Here is a 14,790-nt window from a genome sequence, read left to right as displayed (position 1 = left end):
CGGCCCACCCTCGTTCGGCCGGGTGCCGCCGTGATCGCTCAGCGCGGCGCGGCGGGGTGGGCGGCCTGCTCGCGGATCCGGGCGACGACCTCCTTGGCGAGGGCGTTGGGGACCGGGATCGTCAGGTGGTACTGCAGGATCCGCCAGCGCCCGTCGATCCGTTCGAGCACCCCGGTGCCGCGGCACTCGCCGTAGGTCGCGCTGTCGAGCAGCTCGTCGAACCAGGCGACCTCTCCGTGCGCGGCGAAGTCGACGTGGCGATCCCGCGGCACGAAGGTCCAGCCCTTTCCCTGCGCGAAGTAGGGGTGAGCGAAGGCGCGGAACGCCTCCTTGTCCCAGCGCTCCGTGGCATCGGTGCCGAGGAAGACGGCTGCCGGCGCCAGCAGCTCGAAGTAGGTCGCCTCGTCGGCGTGCGCCGCCGCGGCATGGAAGGCGTCGAGCGTCTGCCCGACCTCCGCCTTCGCGTCGTTTTCCGAGGAGGCGCTGAACGAGGTGAACGAGAGAGACAAGACGAGAGCAGAGAAAAGGACCAGCGCCGGACGGACTCGGGTGCTCATCTTCGGTATCTCCTCGCGTGAACGACGGACGACCGCATTCATCGAGCTGGGCCGGGCCGACGCGTCGATCGGCGATCCGGCGAGTCCTTGTGCTCTCGCGTGACCCGCTCGCTTCGCGATCCCTTACCCAGACGCTGTTTCGTCATCGCCGTCTCGGTCCTTGGCCGAGGACTCGGGCGGCGTGAGAAGCCGTGGTGCCAGCTCGATCGCCTCTGCCGAGGCCAGCGGCGGCTGCGTCTGGATCCCCAACGCCTCCAGCTTCCGCCCCTGAACAAGGACTCTCCCCTCGAACGACCCGACCGCCCGGTTGTAATGGCCGACCGCCAGTTGCAGCGAGTTGCCGATGTTGCGGAGGTGGTCGGAGAAGGTCCGCAGACGATCGTAGAGGACGCGCGCTTCCTGGCTGATCTGCCGCGCGTTGGCGGCGAGCGCTTCTTGCTGCCAACCGTAGAAGACCGACTTGAGGAGAGCGATCAGATTGGTCGGGGAGCAGAGGAGCACGCTCTGGGCGAATGCGTCCTCGAACAGCAGCGGCTCGCTCGCCAACGCGGCGGAGAGGAAGTGTTCGCCCGGGAGGAAGAGCACGACGAAGTCCGGGGCGGTGGCGAAGCTGTCCCAGTAGCTCTTCGTGGCGAGCTTCTTGACGTGCTCGCGCACCTGGCGTGCGTGAGCGTGCAGGGCAACCGCGCGCGCCGCATCGTCGGGCGCCTCGAGCGAGTCGAGGTAGGCGGCGAGGGGCGCCTTGGCGTCGACGACCACCTCCTTGCCGCCGGGAAGGTGGACGACGAGGTCGGGACGCTGGGCGGCGTCGCCCTTCCAGATCGTCACCTGCTCGTCGAAGTCGCAGTGGTCGACGAGGCCGGCGAGCTCGACGGCCCGCCGCAACTGGAGCTCACCCCACTGGCCGCGGGTCTGCGGGGCACGCAGCGCCTTGACGAGATTGGCGGTCTCGCGCTGCAGCGTCTCCTGGCTCGCGGTGACCGAGCGCAGGTGCTGGCTGATCGAGCCGTAGGCGAGCTCGCGCGCCTTCTCGAGCTCGCGCACGTGCCCCTCGACCTTGCCGAGTTGCTCGCCGAGCGGCTTGACCAGGGCGGCGATCGCCTGCTCGCGCTGGCTCAGGTCGCCCTTGGCTTCGCTCTGCATCCGCTCGAGGTTCTCGCGGGCGAGGTCGAGGAAGGCCTGGTTGTTGCGCGACAGGGCATCGCTCGCCATCGCCTTGAAGGCATCGGCGAGGTGCGTCCGGGCCTCTTCGAGCAGCGCCAGCTTCTCTTCGGCGCTCTTGCGCTCTTCGGCCACGCGGCTCTCGAGCGCCGCAAGGCCGGCGCGCAGCGCCGAGGATTCGGCCTGCAGCGCCGCGAGCTCGGTCTCGAGTCCCGGAAGGCGCGCGGCCTGGGCCTCGGCGGTGGCACGAGCGCTCTCGCTCGCGGCGAGGTCGCGGCGCAGCTCCGTCGCCTCCTCGGCACGGGCGGCGAGCGCGCCGGCGCTTTCGGCCAGCCGTTCCTCGCGGGACCGCAGGCGCTCTTCGAGGCTGCGGAGGAGCCCTTCGGACTCGGCCCGCGCGACCGCCACGGCGTCGCGGACACGAGCCCGCCCGGCGAGCCAGGCGCCGACGGCGCCGAGCGTCAGCCCGGCAGCGCCGGCCAGCAGCGCGAGCAGCGTCGGCTCCATGCTCAGCGCTCCTCCCGGGCATCGCCGGCGAGCCACCGCCGGACGGCGGCAACCTGCCAGGGGAGGGGAGCGTACGGCCGCTCGGGACTGGCGAGGGCTGCGAGCGCGCGCGTCACGCTTTTCCCGTCGCGTTTCGCGAGATAGGCCAGCAGGATCGTTCCGGTGCGCTCGATCCCGGCGCGGCAGTGCACGTAAACGCAGCCGGTCGCCGTCGGCTCGCCGGTCGCCCGCTCGATGAACTCGACGGCGAGGTCCAGGGTGGCGGGGTCGGGTGCCTCGCCGTCGGCGATCGGCAAGGCGAGCCGTTCGACGCCGAGTTGAGCGAAGGCCGCGACCGCCGCCGCGCCCTGGCGACCGGTCCCCTTCCACTCGCGTTCCTGGCGCAGGTCGAGCACGTGGGTGACCCCACGGTCGGCGAGTTGCCGGGCATCGAGCTCGGAGAGCGGCTGGCGCCCCGAGAGCAGGCGCGGTTCGAGCTGGTGGACCTCCATCGGACGGGCCGGGTGGTGTCCGTAGATCTCGAGATGGCGCCGGCGAAGCTCTTCGTCGCGCAAGGCCGGGGAGGAGGCGGGGCGGTGGCTCATGTCGGCCGCCTAGCGTAGCAGCTAGGTGGCCGACGGCGGAGGCGAGTCGGGGGCGCGACCGGCTGGGTCGCCACGGTCTCCGTCGCCCGCGCGGGCCGACTCGTCCGCTTCGCCCGTCTCGACGATCCGGCGCGCCTCGATGGCGGCTCGACCTCCGGGCCCGATCGCCTCCTCGAGGACGCGCATCGAGGCGGCGAGCAGGCCATCGCCGGAGCGCCGTCGCGACGCGGCGAAATCGTCGTCGCTCCACGCGTGGCGGGAGGCGCGAGCGAGACGCGCCAGGCCGGCGATCGCTCCCGCGGCGCCGGCCGCCAGCAGCGCCGCGGCGAGGGCGCTCATGCCGCGTCAGCAGTCGGCGCGACGAGCTCGACGGAGAGTCGACCCTCCTTGACGCCGACGGCGATCGTCGTGCCCTCGCTCGCTTCGCCGGCGACGAGCGCGCGGGCGATCCGCGTCTCGAGCTCGCGCTGCAGGAACCGCTTGAGCGGGCGCGCTCCGAAGTGCGGATCGAAACCCTCGCGAGCGACGAGGGTGCGCGCCTCCGGCGTGAGCTCGAGCCGCACGCCGCGATCGGCAAGCCGCTTGACCAGCTCGGCGACCAGCAGGTCGACGATGAGCTCGATCTCCGGCAGCGACAGCGGCTTGAACAGCACGACGTCGTCGATGCGGTTCAGGAACTCGGGGCGGAAATGGCTGTGGAGCTCGCGCAGGACCGCCTGCCGGGCGCTCTCGCGCAGCTCGCCGCGCCCGTCGATGCCGTCGATCAGGAAGGGCGAGCCGAGGTTCGAGGTCATGATGATCACGGTGTTCTTGAAGTCCACCGTGCGACCCTGGGCGTCGGTGAGCCGGCCGTCGTCGAGCAACTGCAGCAGGACGTTGAAGACGTCGTGGTGCGCCTTCTCGATCTCGTCGAAGAGGATGACGCAGTAGGGCTTGCGCCGCACCGCCTCGGTGAGCTGTCCGCCCTCGTCGTAGCCGACGTAGCCGGGAGGGGCGCCGAGCAGGCGCGAGACGGTGTGCTTCTCCATGTACTCGGACATGTCGAGGCGCACCAGCGCCTCCTCCGAGTCGAAGAGCGCCTCGGCGAGCGCCTTGGCGAGCTCGGTCTTGCCGACGCCGGTGGGTCCGAGGAAGACGAACGAGCCGATCGGCCGGCGCGGGTCCTTGATGCCGGCGCGGGCGCGCAGCACGGCGTCGGAGACCAGGCGCACCGCCTCCTCCTGGCCGACGACGCGGCGATGGAGGATCTCGTCGAGGCGCAGGAGCTTGTCGCGCTCGCCCTCGACCAGGCGGGTCACCGGGATGCCGGTCCAGCGGGCGACGATCTCGGCGATCTCCTGCTCGCTCACCTCCTCGCGCACCAGGCGCTTGCCGCCGACGCTGCGATGGGCCTCCGCTTCGGCGAGGCGCTTCTCGAGCTCGGCGAGCTTGCCGTAGCGCAGCTCGGCGGCCTTGTTGAGGTCGTACTCGCGCTCCGCCTGCTCGACGGCCAGCCGCGTGCGCTCGATCTCCTGGCGCACCGCGCGGGCGGCGCCGATGGTCTGGCGCTCGCTCTCCCATTGGGCACGCATGGCGCCCTGGCGCTCTTTCAGGTCGGCGAGCTCGCGTCGCAGGTCGTCGAGCCGGTCGCGGCTCGCCTTGTCGCGCTCCTTGGCGAGCGCCGCCTCCTCGATCTCGAGCTGCAGCACCCGCCGGGTGAGCTCGTCGAGCTCGGCGGGCATCGAGTCGATCTCGGTGCGTACGAGAGCGCAGGCCTCGTCGACCAGGTCGATCGCCTTGTCGGGGAGGAAACGGTCCGAGATGTAGCGGTTGGAGAGCACCGCCGCCGCGACCAGGGCGTTGTCGAGAATGCCGACCCCGTGGTGGACCGAGAAGCGCTCCTTGAGGCCGCGCAGGATCGAGATCGTGTCCTCGACGTTGGGCGCGTCGACGACGACCGGCTGGAAGCGGCGCTCGAGCGCGGCGTCCTTCTCGATCTGCTTGCGGTATTCGTCGAGCGTCGTGGCGCCGATGCAGTGCAGCTCGCCGCGGGCGAGCATCGGCTTGAGCAGGTTGCCGGCATCCGGCGAGCCTTCGGTCTTGCCGGCGCCGACGATGGTGTGGAGCTCGTCGATGAAGAGCAGCACGCGGCCGTCGCTGCGCTTGATCTCGGCGAGCACCGCCTTGAGACGCTCCTCGAATTCGCCCCGGTACTTGGCTCCGGCGAGCAGCGCGCCCATGTCGAGCGCCCAGACGGTGCGGTCCTTCATCCACTCGGGCACGTCGCCCTTGACGATCCGTTGGGCGAGCCCTTCGACGATCGCCGTCTTGCCGACGCCCGGCTCGCCGATCAGCACCGGGTTGTTCTTCGTCTTGCGCGAGAGGATGCGCACGACGCGGCGGATTTCGGCGTCGCGGCCGATCACCGGATCGAGCTTGCCGCTGCGCGCGAGCTCGACCAGATCGGTGCCGTACTTGGAGAGCGCCTCGTAGGCGGCTTCCGGCTCGGCGGAGGTCACGCGCTGGCTTCCACGCACCGACTGGAGCGCGGCGAGGAAGCGGTCGCGAGTGACCTGGAAGCGCTCCAGGGCGCGGCCCGAAGCCGTCGCTCCCCCTTCGTCGAGGAAGGCGAGCAGGAGGTGCTCGACCGAGACGTACTCGTCCTTCAGGCGCTTGGCCTCGCTTTCGGCAGCGAGCAGCAGGCGCTGCAGGCGCGGCGTGACGTAGACCTTGCCCGCCTCGGCGCCGCCGCCGGAGACCCGCGGCCGGCGATCGAGATCGCCCTCGAGCTCGGCGGCGAGCGCGTCGCCCGCCACGTCCATCCGGGCGAGGAGTCGTCCCACCAGCCCGTCCTCCTGGCGCAGGAGGGCGAGGAGGAGGTGCTCGCCGTCGACCTCCTGCTGGCCGCGGCGGACCGCTTCGGCCTGGGCGGCCTGCATCGCCTCCTGGGAGCGCTGGGTCAGTCGATTCAGGTCCATGATCGTGTCGTCCCTTTCGTCAGCTGCGGGCACGGAACGGCGACGCGGAGGCGAGCTGTTCGAAGAGCTCCCGCTCGCGGTCGGTGAGGCTCTCCGGCACCATCACCCGAACCTCGACGTAGAGGTCGCCGGGCTCTCCGGAGTGGCTGGGGAACCCCTTCCCGCGCAGGCGCATTCGCCTGCCGGTGGAGGAGCCGGCGGGGATCCGGATCGTCACCGGTGCGTCGAGGGTCGGGACCTCGACCTGGGCGCCGAGCGCGGCCTCCCACGGCGTCACGTCGACGTGAGCATGAAGGTCCTTGCCTTCGAGGCGGAAGTGAGGGTCGGCGGCGAGCCGGACCCGGAGGAAGAGGTCGCCGGCCGGTCCTCCGGCATGGCCGCTCTCGCCCTGTCCGGCGAGGCGGATCTTCTGCCCCGGGCGGGCGCCACGCGGGAAGTTCACCCGCAGCGTTCGCACGCTGCCGTCTCCGGGCAGGCGCATCTGGAGCTCCCGGACCCCGCCGCGCGCCGCCTCGGCGAGGGAGAGCTCGACCTCGACCTCCTGGTTGGCGCCTGGGCGAGCCCAGCCGCCGCGTCCGGTGGAGAAGGGGTCGGCGCCGCCCCGTCCGCCGCCGGCTCCGCCTCGTGCGGCCTGGCCGAAGAGCATCTCGAAGAACGAGCTGAACCCCTGCGCTCCGCCACCGGCCGCGTCGCCGAAGTCGAACGAGTAGCCTTCGAAGCCGGGAGGCGGTGAGCCGCCGGGCGGCACCCCTTTCCAGGAGCTGCCGAACTGGTCGTAGCGCTGGCGCTTCTCCGGGTCCTTGAGGACCTCGTACGCCTCGGCGACCTCCTTGAACCGGTTCTCCGCCGTGGCGGCGCGATTCACGTCCGGGTGGTACTTGCGCGCCAGCTTGCGGTACGCCTTCTGGATGTCGTCGGCCGACGCATCGCGTGCCACGCCCAGGGTCTTGTAGTAGTCCTTGAACTCCACCCGTGCCTCCTCGGCCCCTGCGAGGCCGCGGAGCGGCCCGAGAGGGGGTCGCGCTCGTCGAACTTGAGCGGGCGCGCCTCACATTTTCTAACGAAAAGCGGTCGACAATCATTCCCCAGCGCGGGAATGCCCAGACCGCGCGGTTCGCGTGGCGGTCAGTCGAGGTTGACGCGCGAGCGGAGCTCGGCGTACTCGTCTTGGAATCCGCGAATGATTTCCTGCGGGTCGGGGACCAGGCCGGCGTCGGTGGCGAAGCCGACGCGGGCGCGCCCGCGGTAGCTGCAGATCGCCACGCCGAGCCCGAGCCGGCCCGACTGGGGCACCCAGAAGAAGAGGTCCTCGATCGGTCGACCGGCGAAGTAGAGCACGCGCCGTGGCCCGGGCACGTTCGTCATCACGGCGGTGGCCTTGCTGCCGAACATGCGGACCACCAGCTTCTGGACGGCGAGCGGCGACAGGCCCATCGCGTGCAGGATGCCGTAGGCGACCAGGGGCTGAGCCGAGCGCTTGAGCGCTTCGGCACGGCGGCGGAGCTCGGCCAGACGGCGAATCGGGTCGGGGATGCCGACCGGCAGGCCGAGGAAGACGAGGCCGAAGCGGTTGCCGAGCTCGCTCATCTTCTCGATCGGGCGCAAGTTGACCGGCACCACGGCGCGCACCGAGAGCGTCTCCTCCGGTTCGCCGTGGCGCACCAGGTACCGGCGCAGTGCGCCCGCCGTCGCCGTGAGCAGCACGTCGTTGATCGTGCCTCCCAGCCCGCGACCGATCTTCTTGACCTCTTCGACGTCGATCGGCTCGGTCCAGTCGGCGAGCTTCTCGAGGACGAGCGGTCCCTTGAACTTGGTCCGTGCGTCCGGAGGGTAGGTGACCAGTCGACCGAACGAGCCGACGGCAGCGGCGCCGCGCAGCACGGCGCTCGTCTGGCGCATCGCCTCGACCGGGTGCATCAGCAGTCGCATCGTGTCCGGCATCACCTCTTCGGCGAGGCGCCGGAAGGCCGCCAGGCTGTCGAGGGGGCGCCCGAAAAGGTCGGCAAGCTCTCCCGGGAGCGGCTCGGGAGTCTCGTCGACCGCCTCGGCGGCGGGCGGTCCCTTCGGCGCGAGATCGCAGAGCGAGAGGATGACCAGCATGAGCGCGACGCCGTCGCCGATCGCGTGGTGAAGGCGCCCGAAGACCGCCGTTCCACCCTCGTAGTTCTCCACGATGTGGAACTTCCACAGGGGGTGGGCGCGGTCGAGCGGCTGCGACATCAGCTCGCTGATCAAGCGCTGCAGCCCGGCCTTGCCGCCCGGCTCGGGGAGCGTCTCGAGCACCAGATGGTTGTCGATGTCGAAGTCGCGAGCCTCACGCCAGGTGAAGCGACCGCCCTCTTCGACGACGCGCTGGCGGAAGCGACGGATCCGGCCGAGCCGCGCGGCGACCAGCTCGCGGATGCGGCCGAAATCGACCGAACCGTCGAAGACGATCACGCCGTTGATCTGCATCAGGTTGTTCGGCTCGTCCATCCGCAGCCAGGCGACGTCGACCGGCGCCATCGGCTCGGAGGCGGGCTCGAGCGGCGGAAAGGCAGCAGCGAGGCTCGAAGTCACAGGTGTTCCCCCGGAATAGCGGGAGTCTATCCGCATGCGGCCGTTCGTGAGCCCCCGTCCTAGAATCGCCCCATGACAGACGAGCTCCTCGGGTACGAACGGGATCCCCGGGCCGTCGAGCGCGAGGTCGTGCCGCGTGACGCCGGGATCGACGCGGAGGGGGCCTGGGCGCTCCTCGACGACACGATCCTCTATCCCGGAGGCGGGGGACAGCCGCCGGACCGCGGCTGGCTCGGCGAGGTCGAGGTGACGGCGGTCGAACGCCGGCAGGAGGGTCTGCGGCATCGCCTCGCCGCGCCCCTGCCGAGCGGGATCGTCCGCCTGCGTGTCGACTGGTCGCGGCGGTTCGACCACATGCAGCAACACACCGGCCAGCATCTGCTCACCGCCATCGCCGCGGACCGCTTCGGCTGGCGGACGACGTCGTTTCATCTCGGGGCGGCGGTCTGCGACATCGAGCTCGCCGTGCCCCAGCTGGCACCGGAGGAGCTCGTCCGGTTGGAGGAGGCGGTCGCGGCGGAAGTTCGGGCTGCCCGGCGCGTGACGGCGCGGCGGGTTCCGCTCGCCGACCTCGAACGGCTCGGCGCCCGATCGCGCGGGCTGCCCGAGGGCTTCTCCGGCGATGCGCGCCTAGTCGAGATCGAGGGGATCGACCTCGCGGCGTGCGGGGGGACGCACCTGGCCTCGACGGCCGAGATCGAGTCGCTCGCCCTCCTCGGCACCGAGCCGATGCGCGGCGGCACGCGGCTCTTCTGGGTTGCCGGTGGGCGCGTGAGGCGGCGGCTTGCCGAGCACGAGCGTCGGGCGGCGGATCTCCGCCGGCTCCTCGGCGCGCCCGAGGAAGGCCTGGTCGCGGCGGCGGCGGAGAAGGCGGCGGCTCTCGAAGCGCTCGGGCGCGAGCTGCGGAGCGTCGAGGAGCGGTTCGAGACGCAACTTGCCGAGGCGCTGGCGCTTCGCCCGGGGGTGCTGATCGACGAGGCCGTCGTCGCCCCGCTCGCCGGAGGAGCGGCTCGTCTCGCCCAACGCGTCGCCAGCCGGCGGCCCGAGGCGCTGGTGTTCGTCACGGCTCCGCTCGGCGCGGGGTTCGCGTTCGCGCTGGTTGCCGGAGAGCGCTGCGATCTGCCGCTTGCCGAGCTCGGGCGCGGCGTCGCCGCCGTGCTCGGTGGACGAGGCGGCGGCAGCGGTCGGTCGTTCCAGGGCAAGGTGTCGACGCTCGCCGGTCGCGAACAGGTCGTCTCGACGCTGCGCGCGGCGCTCGACGCGCCCGGCGGTCCGCTCTAGGTTCCCCGCTCCGCTCCACCTCGAGCGTGAGGGGGAAATACCGCGGTCAGGGCGAGGTGAGCGGGCCAGTAGAGAACGAGCGGGATGACGACCCAGGCGACGGCGAGCCAGCCGAGCGGCGGAATGCCCGGTGTCTCCAGGCCGAAGGGCCGCCAGAGCCAGTTGAGGTTGCTCGTCGAATCTCCGGCGACGTAGCTCGCGGTGAGCGCGACCCAGCCGACGACCGTCTGCAGGCGGGGAGCCCGGCGGTCGTAGCCGATCCGCCGGATCGCCCAGAGCAGCAACACCGGCACCCAGAGGTGGAAGAGCGAACAGCCGCGGATCCACAACGGATCGCCGCTCTCGAACATGTACTCGGTGCCGCCCACCAAGTGACGGCCGATCGCCAGCCGGCCGAGGAAGTCGATCGCCCAGACGAGCTGGATGGCGAGCACGCCCACCGCCTGAGCCGAGAGCAGCAGCGAGCTCTCGCTCCACAGCGCGAGGAGGAGCAACCCGTTGGTCACGTCGCAGAGCCAGAGGAAGTTCTGCGGCCCGTTGAAGGCCCAGTAGGCCGGCACCCAGAGGACGAACCAGGTCGTGTAGGCGACCTTGACGGCAAGCGGAATCGCGGGGCGCATCGGGGGCGAGGGCTCTCGCGCGAGCGAAGCCCGGCGGAGGATCGACTCCGCCGGGCCGAGGGCGAGACGTTGCCTAGAAGCGGAACTGCAACTGACCGGTGACCTTGCGGCTGATGATGTCGCCGAACAGGTGCTGCTGCAGCTTCTCGTCGAAGATGTTCTGGCCGATGATGCTCAGCGTGGCGCGACCGTCGAAGAGGCGGAGGCCGATCGTCGCGTTGACCATGGTGAAGGCGTCGGTCGTTCCCTGGATGCTCAGCACGTCGGCCCAGTAGGCCTCGCTCTGGTAATTGGCATTGGCGTTGACGAAGAACGTCCCGCCGTCCCAGCCGAGCGCGACGTTGGCGCGGTGAGTGGGTGCCTTGCCGAGCTCCTCCTCCGGGATGCCGGTGATCTTCGGGTCCTTCTGGTAGGAGTAGTTGGCCGACGCCGACCACGGACCGCGCTGGCGCCAGCTCAGGCCGACTTCGAGGCCCTCGTTGATCACTTCGCCGATGTTGCGGTAGCTGAACTCGCGCGGCAACGTGTTGAGCGGCGACACGGCGAGGAGGAAGGCCGGGTAGATCCAACCCGGCGGCGGGTTCTGCGGTGTGTAGGAGGCGCTCTGGTAGAAGTCGGCGAGGTCCTTCTGCACGTTGTGGTAGATCGAGAGCGAGAAGGTCGTGCCGCCCTTGGTCAGCAGGTAGCCGAGGTCGTAGGCGTCGGTCTTCTCCTCGACGAGATCCTCGTTGCCGGTGACGTTGGTGACGAGCGGGAAGTAGGGGTAGCCCGGAGCCAGCGGCGGTACCAGCGTCGAGATGATCGAGGTCTGCAGGTAGTTGTTGACCACCGACGGGGCACGGAAGGCGCGGCCGTAGGAGAGGCGGATGGTCTGCTGCGGCTCGATGGCGAAGACGAGCGCCGTGCGCGGCGAGAAGACGCCGCCGATCGGGTCGAGGTTGTCGTAGCGGCCGCCGATCACCCAGCGCCAGCGGTCGTTGAACATGAACTCGCCCTGCAGGTAGGCACCGTACTCGTCGCGCGCGTCGCCGCGCGGGGCGATCGACAGGTCGAACTTGTTCTTCCGCGCGTTGGCGCCGTAGGTGAAGAGGAGCTTCTCACCGACCAGGTTGGTGTTGCCGGCCTCGAGGTTGTAGGTGTCGGTCTTGAAGACGAAGTTGATCGGCGCGCCGGTCGGGCCGACGGTGAGCAGGTTCTTCGCTTCGCCGTCGAGGCGGTTGTAGAAGAGACCGACGTGCATCGCCTGGCGGTTCCAGTCCAGCTTGCCGAACGACAGGGCGGTGTTCTTCTTCATGTCGAACGGACCGATGCCGGTGTGGATGATCCCGTCGGTGCCCGCGTAGCCGAGAGCGAAGTCGAGATTGGATGCCTCGTCGAGCTCGACGTCGAAGCCGATGTCGAACTTGGGTTGTGCCGTCCCCTGGTTGACGAACTCGGGGTAGGTGCGGGCGGGATTGGTTCCCGGGATGACCCCGCTCGGTCGCTCGTAGGGGTCTTGCTCGTAGTAGGCGCCGGAGAGCTTGTAGCCGAGCTTGCCGCTGACGCCGGCGTGCGAGAGCGAACCGTACATCGTCCCGAGCTCGCCGCCGCCGAGGGTCAGCCGCGTGCCGACCATCTCCTTGGGCGACTTGGTGATGAGGTTGATCACACCGGAGAACGCGTTGGCGCCCCACACGGCGCTGCCCGGGCCGCGCACGACCTCGACCTGCTTGAGCTCGGAGAAGTCGAGCGGCACGAAATCCCAGGCCACGAAGCCGAAGAAATCGAGGTAGAGCGAGCGTCCGTCGAGCAGCACGAGCTGACCGGTCGCCAGGCTGTTCGTCGACTCGCGGCCCGACACCTGGATGTCGCGCGCGCTCATCTGCGCCACATTGAGCCCCGGCACGTTGCGCAACAGGTCGCCGGCGTCGTCGGCCGGCGTCTTCTCGATCTCGATGGCGTCGATGACGCTCATCGTCACGGGTGCGTCGTGCAGGTGCTGCTCGGTGCGGGAGGCGGTGACGACCAGGACCTCCTCGACCAGGCCGGCCGGCTCGTCGGGCGGCGGCGGCGCGGCGGGTGGAGCCGCTTGTTGGGCCGTTGCGGCGGCCCCGGTCAGTGCGAGCGCGAGCGCCCAGTGCGACAGGTACGTCGATCCCTTCATCGCCAACCTCCCCCTCGAAGCGGGCGGCCCAGGCGCCGCCCAGCAAGAACTGACCACGCGAAGTGGGGCGGATCCTAGCGCCGGGATCGTCGGACGGCAACCCTCGTGCAATCGCTAAGTTGCTGATTTTGCTGCGCCGCGGCATGTTGCCCGCATCCGGGCCGCGGACTGCTATCGTCACGCGCCATGGAAAAGCCAGCTCGTCGCTTCCGGCCCGTCCACGGGATCCTGCTCGTCCTCTTCGTTTCCGGCCTGGTGCTGGGCGCTCAGTTCCTCTACGAGGGGGGCCTGACCCGGCCCAAATACCAGCGCGTCGCCAGCGACCGCCAAGGGGTCGTTCGCCTCGACGTCGCGGATCTCGCCCCCTCGCGGGTGCGCTTCTTCCGCTTCATCAACTCGGGGAACCAGGAGGTGAAGTTCCTCGTGGCCCGCGACGCCGAAGGGGGCCTGCACACGGCCTTCGACGCCTCGGAGAACGACTTCAAGATGCGACGAGGCTTCCGCCAGGACGGCGACTGGATCGTCAACAACAAGTGCGAGACCTCCTGCCGCCTCGAAGAGATCTCGCTGGGCGGCGGGTGCCGCCCGGTCCCCTTCCGCCACCGCGTCGACGGCGCGACCCTGGTGATCGCCGAGCAGGAGCTGCTCGAAGGCTGGCGCTACTTCCGCTGAGCGCCGCGGGCGGCAAGCGGCACGAGCTCAGGATCTCTCGGGCCTTCGGGTGAGCGAGGGAGTCTCACCAGGGGAGGGCCTCTCGATGTCTTCGAAGCGGCCGGGAGCGGGCTCGCTCTCGGCCCGCGCTCGGCGGCTCCGACGACGAGCCGGTCGAAGGCTGGCGCCTGACGTCGACCGGGACCTCCGCGAGCCGGGAGGAAGCGGGGGTCGGATCCACCGCCCGCGATGAGCCAGGACCTCGCGTCAGGGCTTCGCTTCTGCTCCGAACAGGGGATGGGGCTGGACGGAAAAGGTCGTCGTCAGGGTGCCGGCCGCCGCCACGATCAGCGCGATCGAGGCGAGGAGGACGATCACCTGGGCGAGCGACGTCTTCTGGATCGCCTGCCGCGCCTTCACCTCGCACACCTCGCCGGGGCAGAGCACCGGAGCCTCGCGGTAGACCAGCCGATAGAACTTGCAGCCGAGGCAGATCCCGAAGGCGGACTCGAAGAAGAGGAAGATCAGGCAGACGAAACAGATGATCCCGCTGACCGGGCCGTAGGTGTTCATCAGCACCATCAGGACGAACATCGTGGCCGACAGGGCGACCCCGATGATCCAGGCCAGGCGCTTGGGCGCGGCGGCCACGTACTCCGGGGTCTGGTTGCCGACGATCAGGCGCCCGAGGATCAGCGTCGGCGAGAAGCGCGGGCTGAGGAAAACGCGCACGAGGAAGTCGGCCAGGAAGAACGAGATGACGAATTTGATCGGGATGAAGTTCCCGCGAAAGAGGATGAACAGGAGCGAAAGGAACGTGGCGAGAAAGAGGATTCCTGCCGCGGCCCGGATCTCGCGCTCGTTCAGCACGGGGACCGAGTACCCGTCGGCGTGCTCGCCGAATTGTCGAATGTCGCTCACAGCTACCCCCTCAGAAGAGATGCGTTCGCCCGCAGGTGTCAGGGCTTTCTACGCGGCGGCGCATCAGAAGTTGCCGGGCCTCACGAGTCCAACAGGTGGAACAGCGGGGAGCTGGCGGCGCGGCGGTCGAAAGTCAGGGTCGCCTCGGCGCCGCTCTCCCGGGCCGCGAGGCCAAGGGAGTAGTCAGAAAAGTCGGCACTGCCAGCTTCGAAATCGTTGAGCGCCTGCCACGCCAGCTCGGAGCGTTCGATGGCCAGATCGTCGGCGGAGAGCAGCCCACGGACGACGGCGGCGATCTGGGAGCGGCGGTAGCGGTAGCCCCGCTCGAGCACCCAGACGAGCTCGCAGAGCACGATCTGCGAAACGAATCCGGGGTCCTCGTGAGTGCAAGAGGATTCGATCGCCTGGGTGGCGAGGCGCGTCTGGCGAGCGTCGTCGCGCACCAGATAGCGCACGAGGACGTTCGTATCGAGCGCGATCACCTGGCCTTGCCCTGGGCGCCCTCGGCCACGGCGCGGTCGATCTCGGCGAGGGAGAGGACCTTGTGTGGTTTCGGCAACAGGCCTTTGAGGTCGCGAAGCGAGCCGCCGAGCCGCACGATCTCCATTCGGTCTTCGCCCGTCACGACGACCTCGAGCCGGGATCCGGCGCGCAGCCCGAGGCGCTTCCGCGCTGCGGCCGGGAGAGTGAGCTGTCCTTTCGAGCTGAGAGTCACGGTCACCGGAAGTCTCCTTCGCCTTACTTTTCCTCCTTACATTCTACTTCCGGTGTGCTCCGGCGTCGACAGGTCCGGGTCGGAGGTCCCGGGGAGGCCTCCGTGGAGGCGCCCACAGAGCGCCGAACCGCTGC

14 protein-coding genes are annotated in these 14,790 nt (G+C 70.0%); 2 read left to right on the top strand and 12 right to left on the bottom strand.

All coding sequences use genetic code 11. From position 1 onward, the window contains the following. Nucleotides 1-38: 38 nt before the first annotated feature. The 7 genes from IPJ17_15650 to IPJ17_15620 form a co-directional block, all read right to left on the bottom strand. Nucleotides 39-557 (bottom strand): nuclear transport factor 2 family protein, encoded by a 519-nt coding sequence (locus tag IPJ17_15650; GenBank protein QQR72912.1) that lies wholly within the window; start codon nucleotides 555-557, stop codon nucleotides 39-41. A 123-nt stretch (nucleotides 558-680) separates the two neighbouring features. Next, entirely contained in the window at nucleotides 681-2,225 is a 1,545-nt protein-coding gene (gene rmuC / locus IPJ17_15645) for a DNA recombination protein RmuC (protein QQR72911.1), read from the bottom strand. Nucleotides 2,226-2,227: 2 nt separating this feature from the next. After that, nucleotides 2,228-2,809 carry a dual specificity protein phosphatase family protein gene (locus IPJ17_15640; GenBank protein QQR72910.1) on the bottom strand — a complete coding sequence of 194 codons (582 nt, stop codon included), beginning with the start codon at nucleotides 2,807-2,809 and terminating at the stop codon, nucleotides 2,228-2,230. Between the two features lie 21 nt (nucleotides 2,810-2,830). Next, nucleotides 2,831-3,148 carry a hypothetical protein gene (locus IPJ17_15635; GenBank protein QQR72909.1) on the bottom strand — a complete coding sequence of 106 codons (318 nt, stop codon included), beginning with the start codon at nucleotides 3,146-3,148 and terminating at the stop codon, nucleotides 2,831-2,833. Beyond that, the gene (gene clpB / locus IPJ17_15630) at nucleotides 3,145-5,766 is read right to left on the bottom strand and encodes an ATP-dependent chaperone ClpB (GenBank protein ID QQR72908.1); all 2,622 of its coding nucleotides are present in this window, start codon (nucleotides 5,764-5,766) and stop codon (nucleotides 3,145-3,147) included. Before clpB ends, IPJ17_15635 begins: the two co-directional genes overlap by 4 nt. A 19-nt stretch (nucleotides 5,767-5,785) precedes the next feature. Continuing rightward, complete coding sequence (locus IPJ17_15625; protein QQR72907.1) at nucleotides 5,786-6,736, bottom strand: DnaJ domain-containing protein; 951 nt, start codon at nucleotides 6,734-6,736, stop codon at nucleotides 5,786-5,788. Nucleotides 6,737-6,891: 155 nt separating this feature from the next. Next, nucleotides 6,892-8,325 carry a wax ester/triacylglycerol synthase family O-acyltransferase gene (locus tag IPJ17_15620; GenBank protein QQR72906.1) on the bottom strand — a complete coding sequence of 478 codons (1,434 nt, stop codon included), beginning with the start codon at nucleotides 8,323-8,325 and terminating at the stop codon, nucleotides 6,892-6,894. A 72-nt stretch (nucleotides 8,326-8,397) separates the two neighbouring features. On the opposite strand from IPJ17_15620, the gene IPJ17_15615 reads away from it, so the two are divergent. Continuing rightward, nucleotides 8,398-9,606, top strand: a complete 1,209-nt coding sequence (locus IPJ17_15615) for an alanyl-tRNA editing protein (GenBank protein QQR72905.1) — start codon at nucleotides 8,398-8,400, stop codon at nucleotides 9,604-9,606. Here IPJ17_15615 and IPJ17_15610 read toward each other — a convergent pair. Both IPJ17_15610 and IPJ17_15605 read right to left on the bottom strand, forming a co-directional pair. Beyond that, complete coding sequence (locus IPJ17_15610; GenBank protein QQR72904.1) at nucleotides 9,603-10,226, bottom strand: hypothetical protein; 624 nt, start codon at nucleotides 10,224-10,226, stop codon at nucleotides 9,603-9,605. The two genes, IPJ17_15615 and IPJ17_15610, sit on opposite strands and share 4 nt — an antisense overlap. 73 nt (nucleotides 10,227-10,299) lie before the next feature. Continuing rightward, on the bottom strand, nucleotides 10,300-12,369 hold the full coding sequence (locus tag IPJ17_15605; protein QQR72903.1) for a TonB-dependent receptor: 2,070 nt from the start codon (nucleotides 12,367-12,369) through the stop codon (nucleotides 10,300-10,302). A 186-nt stretch (nucleotides 12,370-12,555) separates the two neighbouring features. On the opposite strand from IPJ17_15605, the gene IPJ17_15600 reads away from it, so the two are divergent. Then, entirely contained in the window at nucleotides 12,556-13,041 is a 486-nt protein-coding gene (locus IPJ17_15600; GenBank protein ID QQR72902.1) for a DUF2318 domain-containing protein, read from the top strand. 246 nt (nucleotides 13,042-13,287) lie between these two features. On the opposite strand, the gene IPJ17_15595 is transcribed toward IPJ17_15600, so the two are convergent. The 3 genes from IPJ17_15595 to IPJ17_15585 all read right to left on the bottom strand — a co-directional run bounded on the left by IPJ17_15595 (nucleotide 13,288) and on the right by IPJ17_15585 (nucleotide 14,662). Further along, nucleotides 13,288-13,941 (bottom strand): DUF4395 domain-containing protein, encoded by a 654-nt coding sequence (locus tag IPJ17_15595; GenBank protein ID QQR72901.1) that lies wholly within the window; start codon nucleotides 13,939-13,941, stop codon nucleotides 13,288-13,290. An 80-nt stretch (nucleotides 13,942-14,021) separates the two neighbouring features. Then, nucleotides 14,022-14,423: a type II toxin-antitoxin system VapC family toxin gene (locus IPJ17_15590; GenBank protein QQR72900.1), complete on the bottom strand. Its 402-nt coding sequence runs from the start codon at nucleotides 14,421-14,423 to the stop codon at nucleotides 14,022-14,024. Further along, complete coding sequence (locus IPJ17_15585) at nucleotides 14,420-14,662, bottom strand: AbrB/MazE/SpoVT family DNA-binding domain-containing protein (protein ID QQR72899.1); 243 nt, start codon at nucleotides 14,660-14,662, stop codon at nucleotides 14,420-14,422. Before IPJ17_15585 ends, IPJ17_15590 begins: the two co-directional genes overlap by 4 nt. Between the last annotated feature and the right edge of the window lie 128 nt (nucleotides 14,663-14,790).

It is taken from the genome of Holophagales bacterium, from assembly GCA_016699405.1.
Classification (GTDB): Bacteria; Acidobacteriota; Thermoanaerobaculia; order Multivoradales; family JAGPDF01; genus JAAYLR01.
The sequence above is the reverse complement of the archived record's forward strand: the minus strand, read 5'-3'. Positions and strand labels throughout refer to the sequence as shown.

Excerpts from the sequence above, each read along its gene's own strand:
- IPJ17_15650 (QQR72912.1), bottom strand. The coding sequence starts at position 557 with ATGAGCACCCGAGTCCGTCCGGCGCTGGTCCTTTTCTCTGCTCTCGTC.
- rmuC (QQR72911.1), bottom strand. The coding sequence starts at position 2,225 with ATGGAGCCGACGCTGCTCGCGCTGCTGGCCGGCGCTGCCGGGCTGACG.
- IPJ17_15640 (QQR72910.1), bottom strand. The coding sequence starts at position 2,809 with ATGAGCCACCGCCCCGCCTCCTCCCCGGCCTTGCGCGACGAAGAGCTT.
- IPJ17_15635 (QQR72909.1), bottom strand. The coding sequence starts at position 3,148 with ATGAGCGCCCTCGCCGCGGCGCTGCTGGCGGCCGGCGCCGCGGGAGCG.
- clpB (QQR72908.1), bottom strand. The coding sequence starts at position 5,766 with ATGGACCTGAATCGACTGACCCAGCGCTCCCAGGAGGCGATGCAGGCC.
- IPJ17_15615 (QQR72905.1), top strand. The coding sequence starts at position 8,398 with ATGACAGACGAGCTCCTCGGGTACGAACGGGATCCCCGGGCCGTCGAG.
- IPJ17_15610 (QQR72904.1), bottom strand. The coding sequence starts at position 10,226 with ATGCGCCCCGCGATTCCGCTTGCCGTCAAGGTCGCCTACACGACCTGG.
- IPJ17_15605 (QQR72903.1), bottom strand. The coding sequence starts at position 12,369 with ATGAAGGGATCGACGTACCTGTCGCACTGGGCGCTCGCGCTCGCACTG.
- IPJ17_15600 (QQR72902.1), top strand. The coding sequence starts at position 12,556 with ATGGAAAAGCCAGCTCGTCGCTTCCGGCCCGTCCACGGGATCCTGCTC.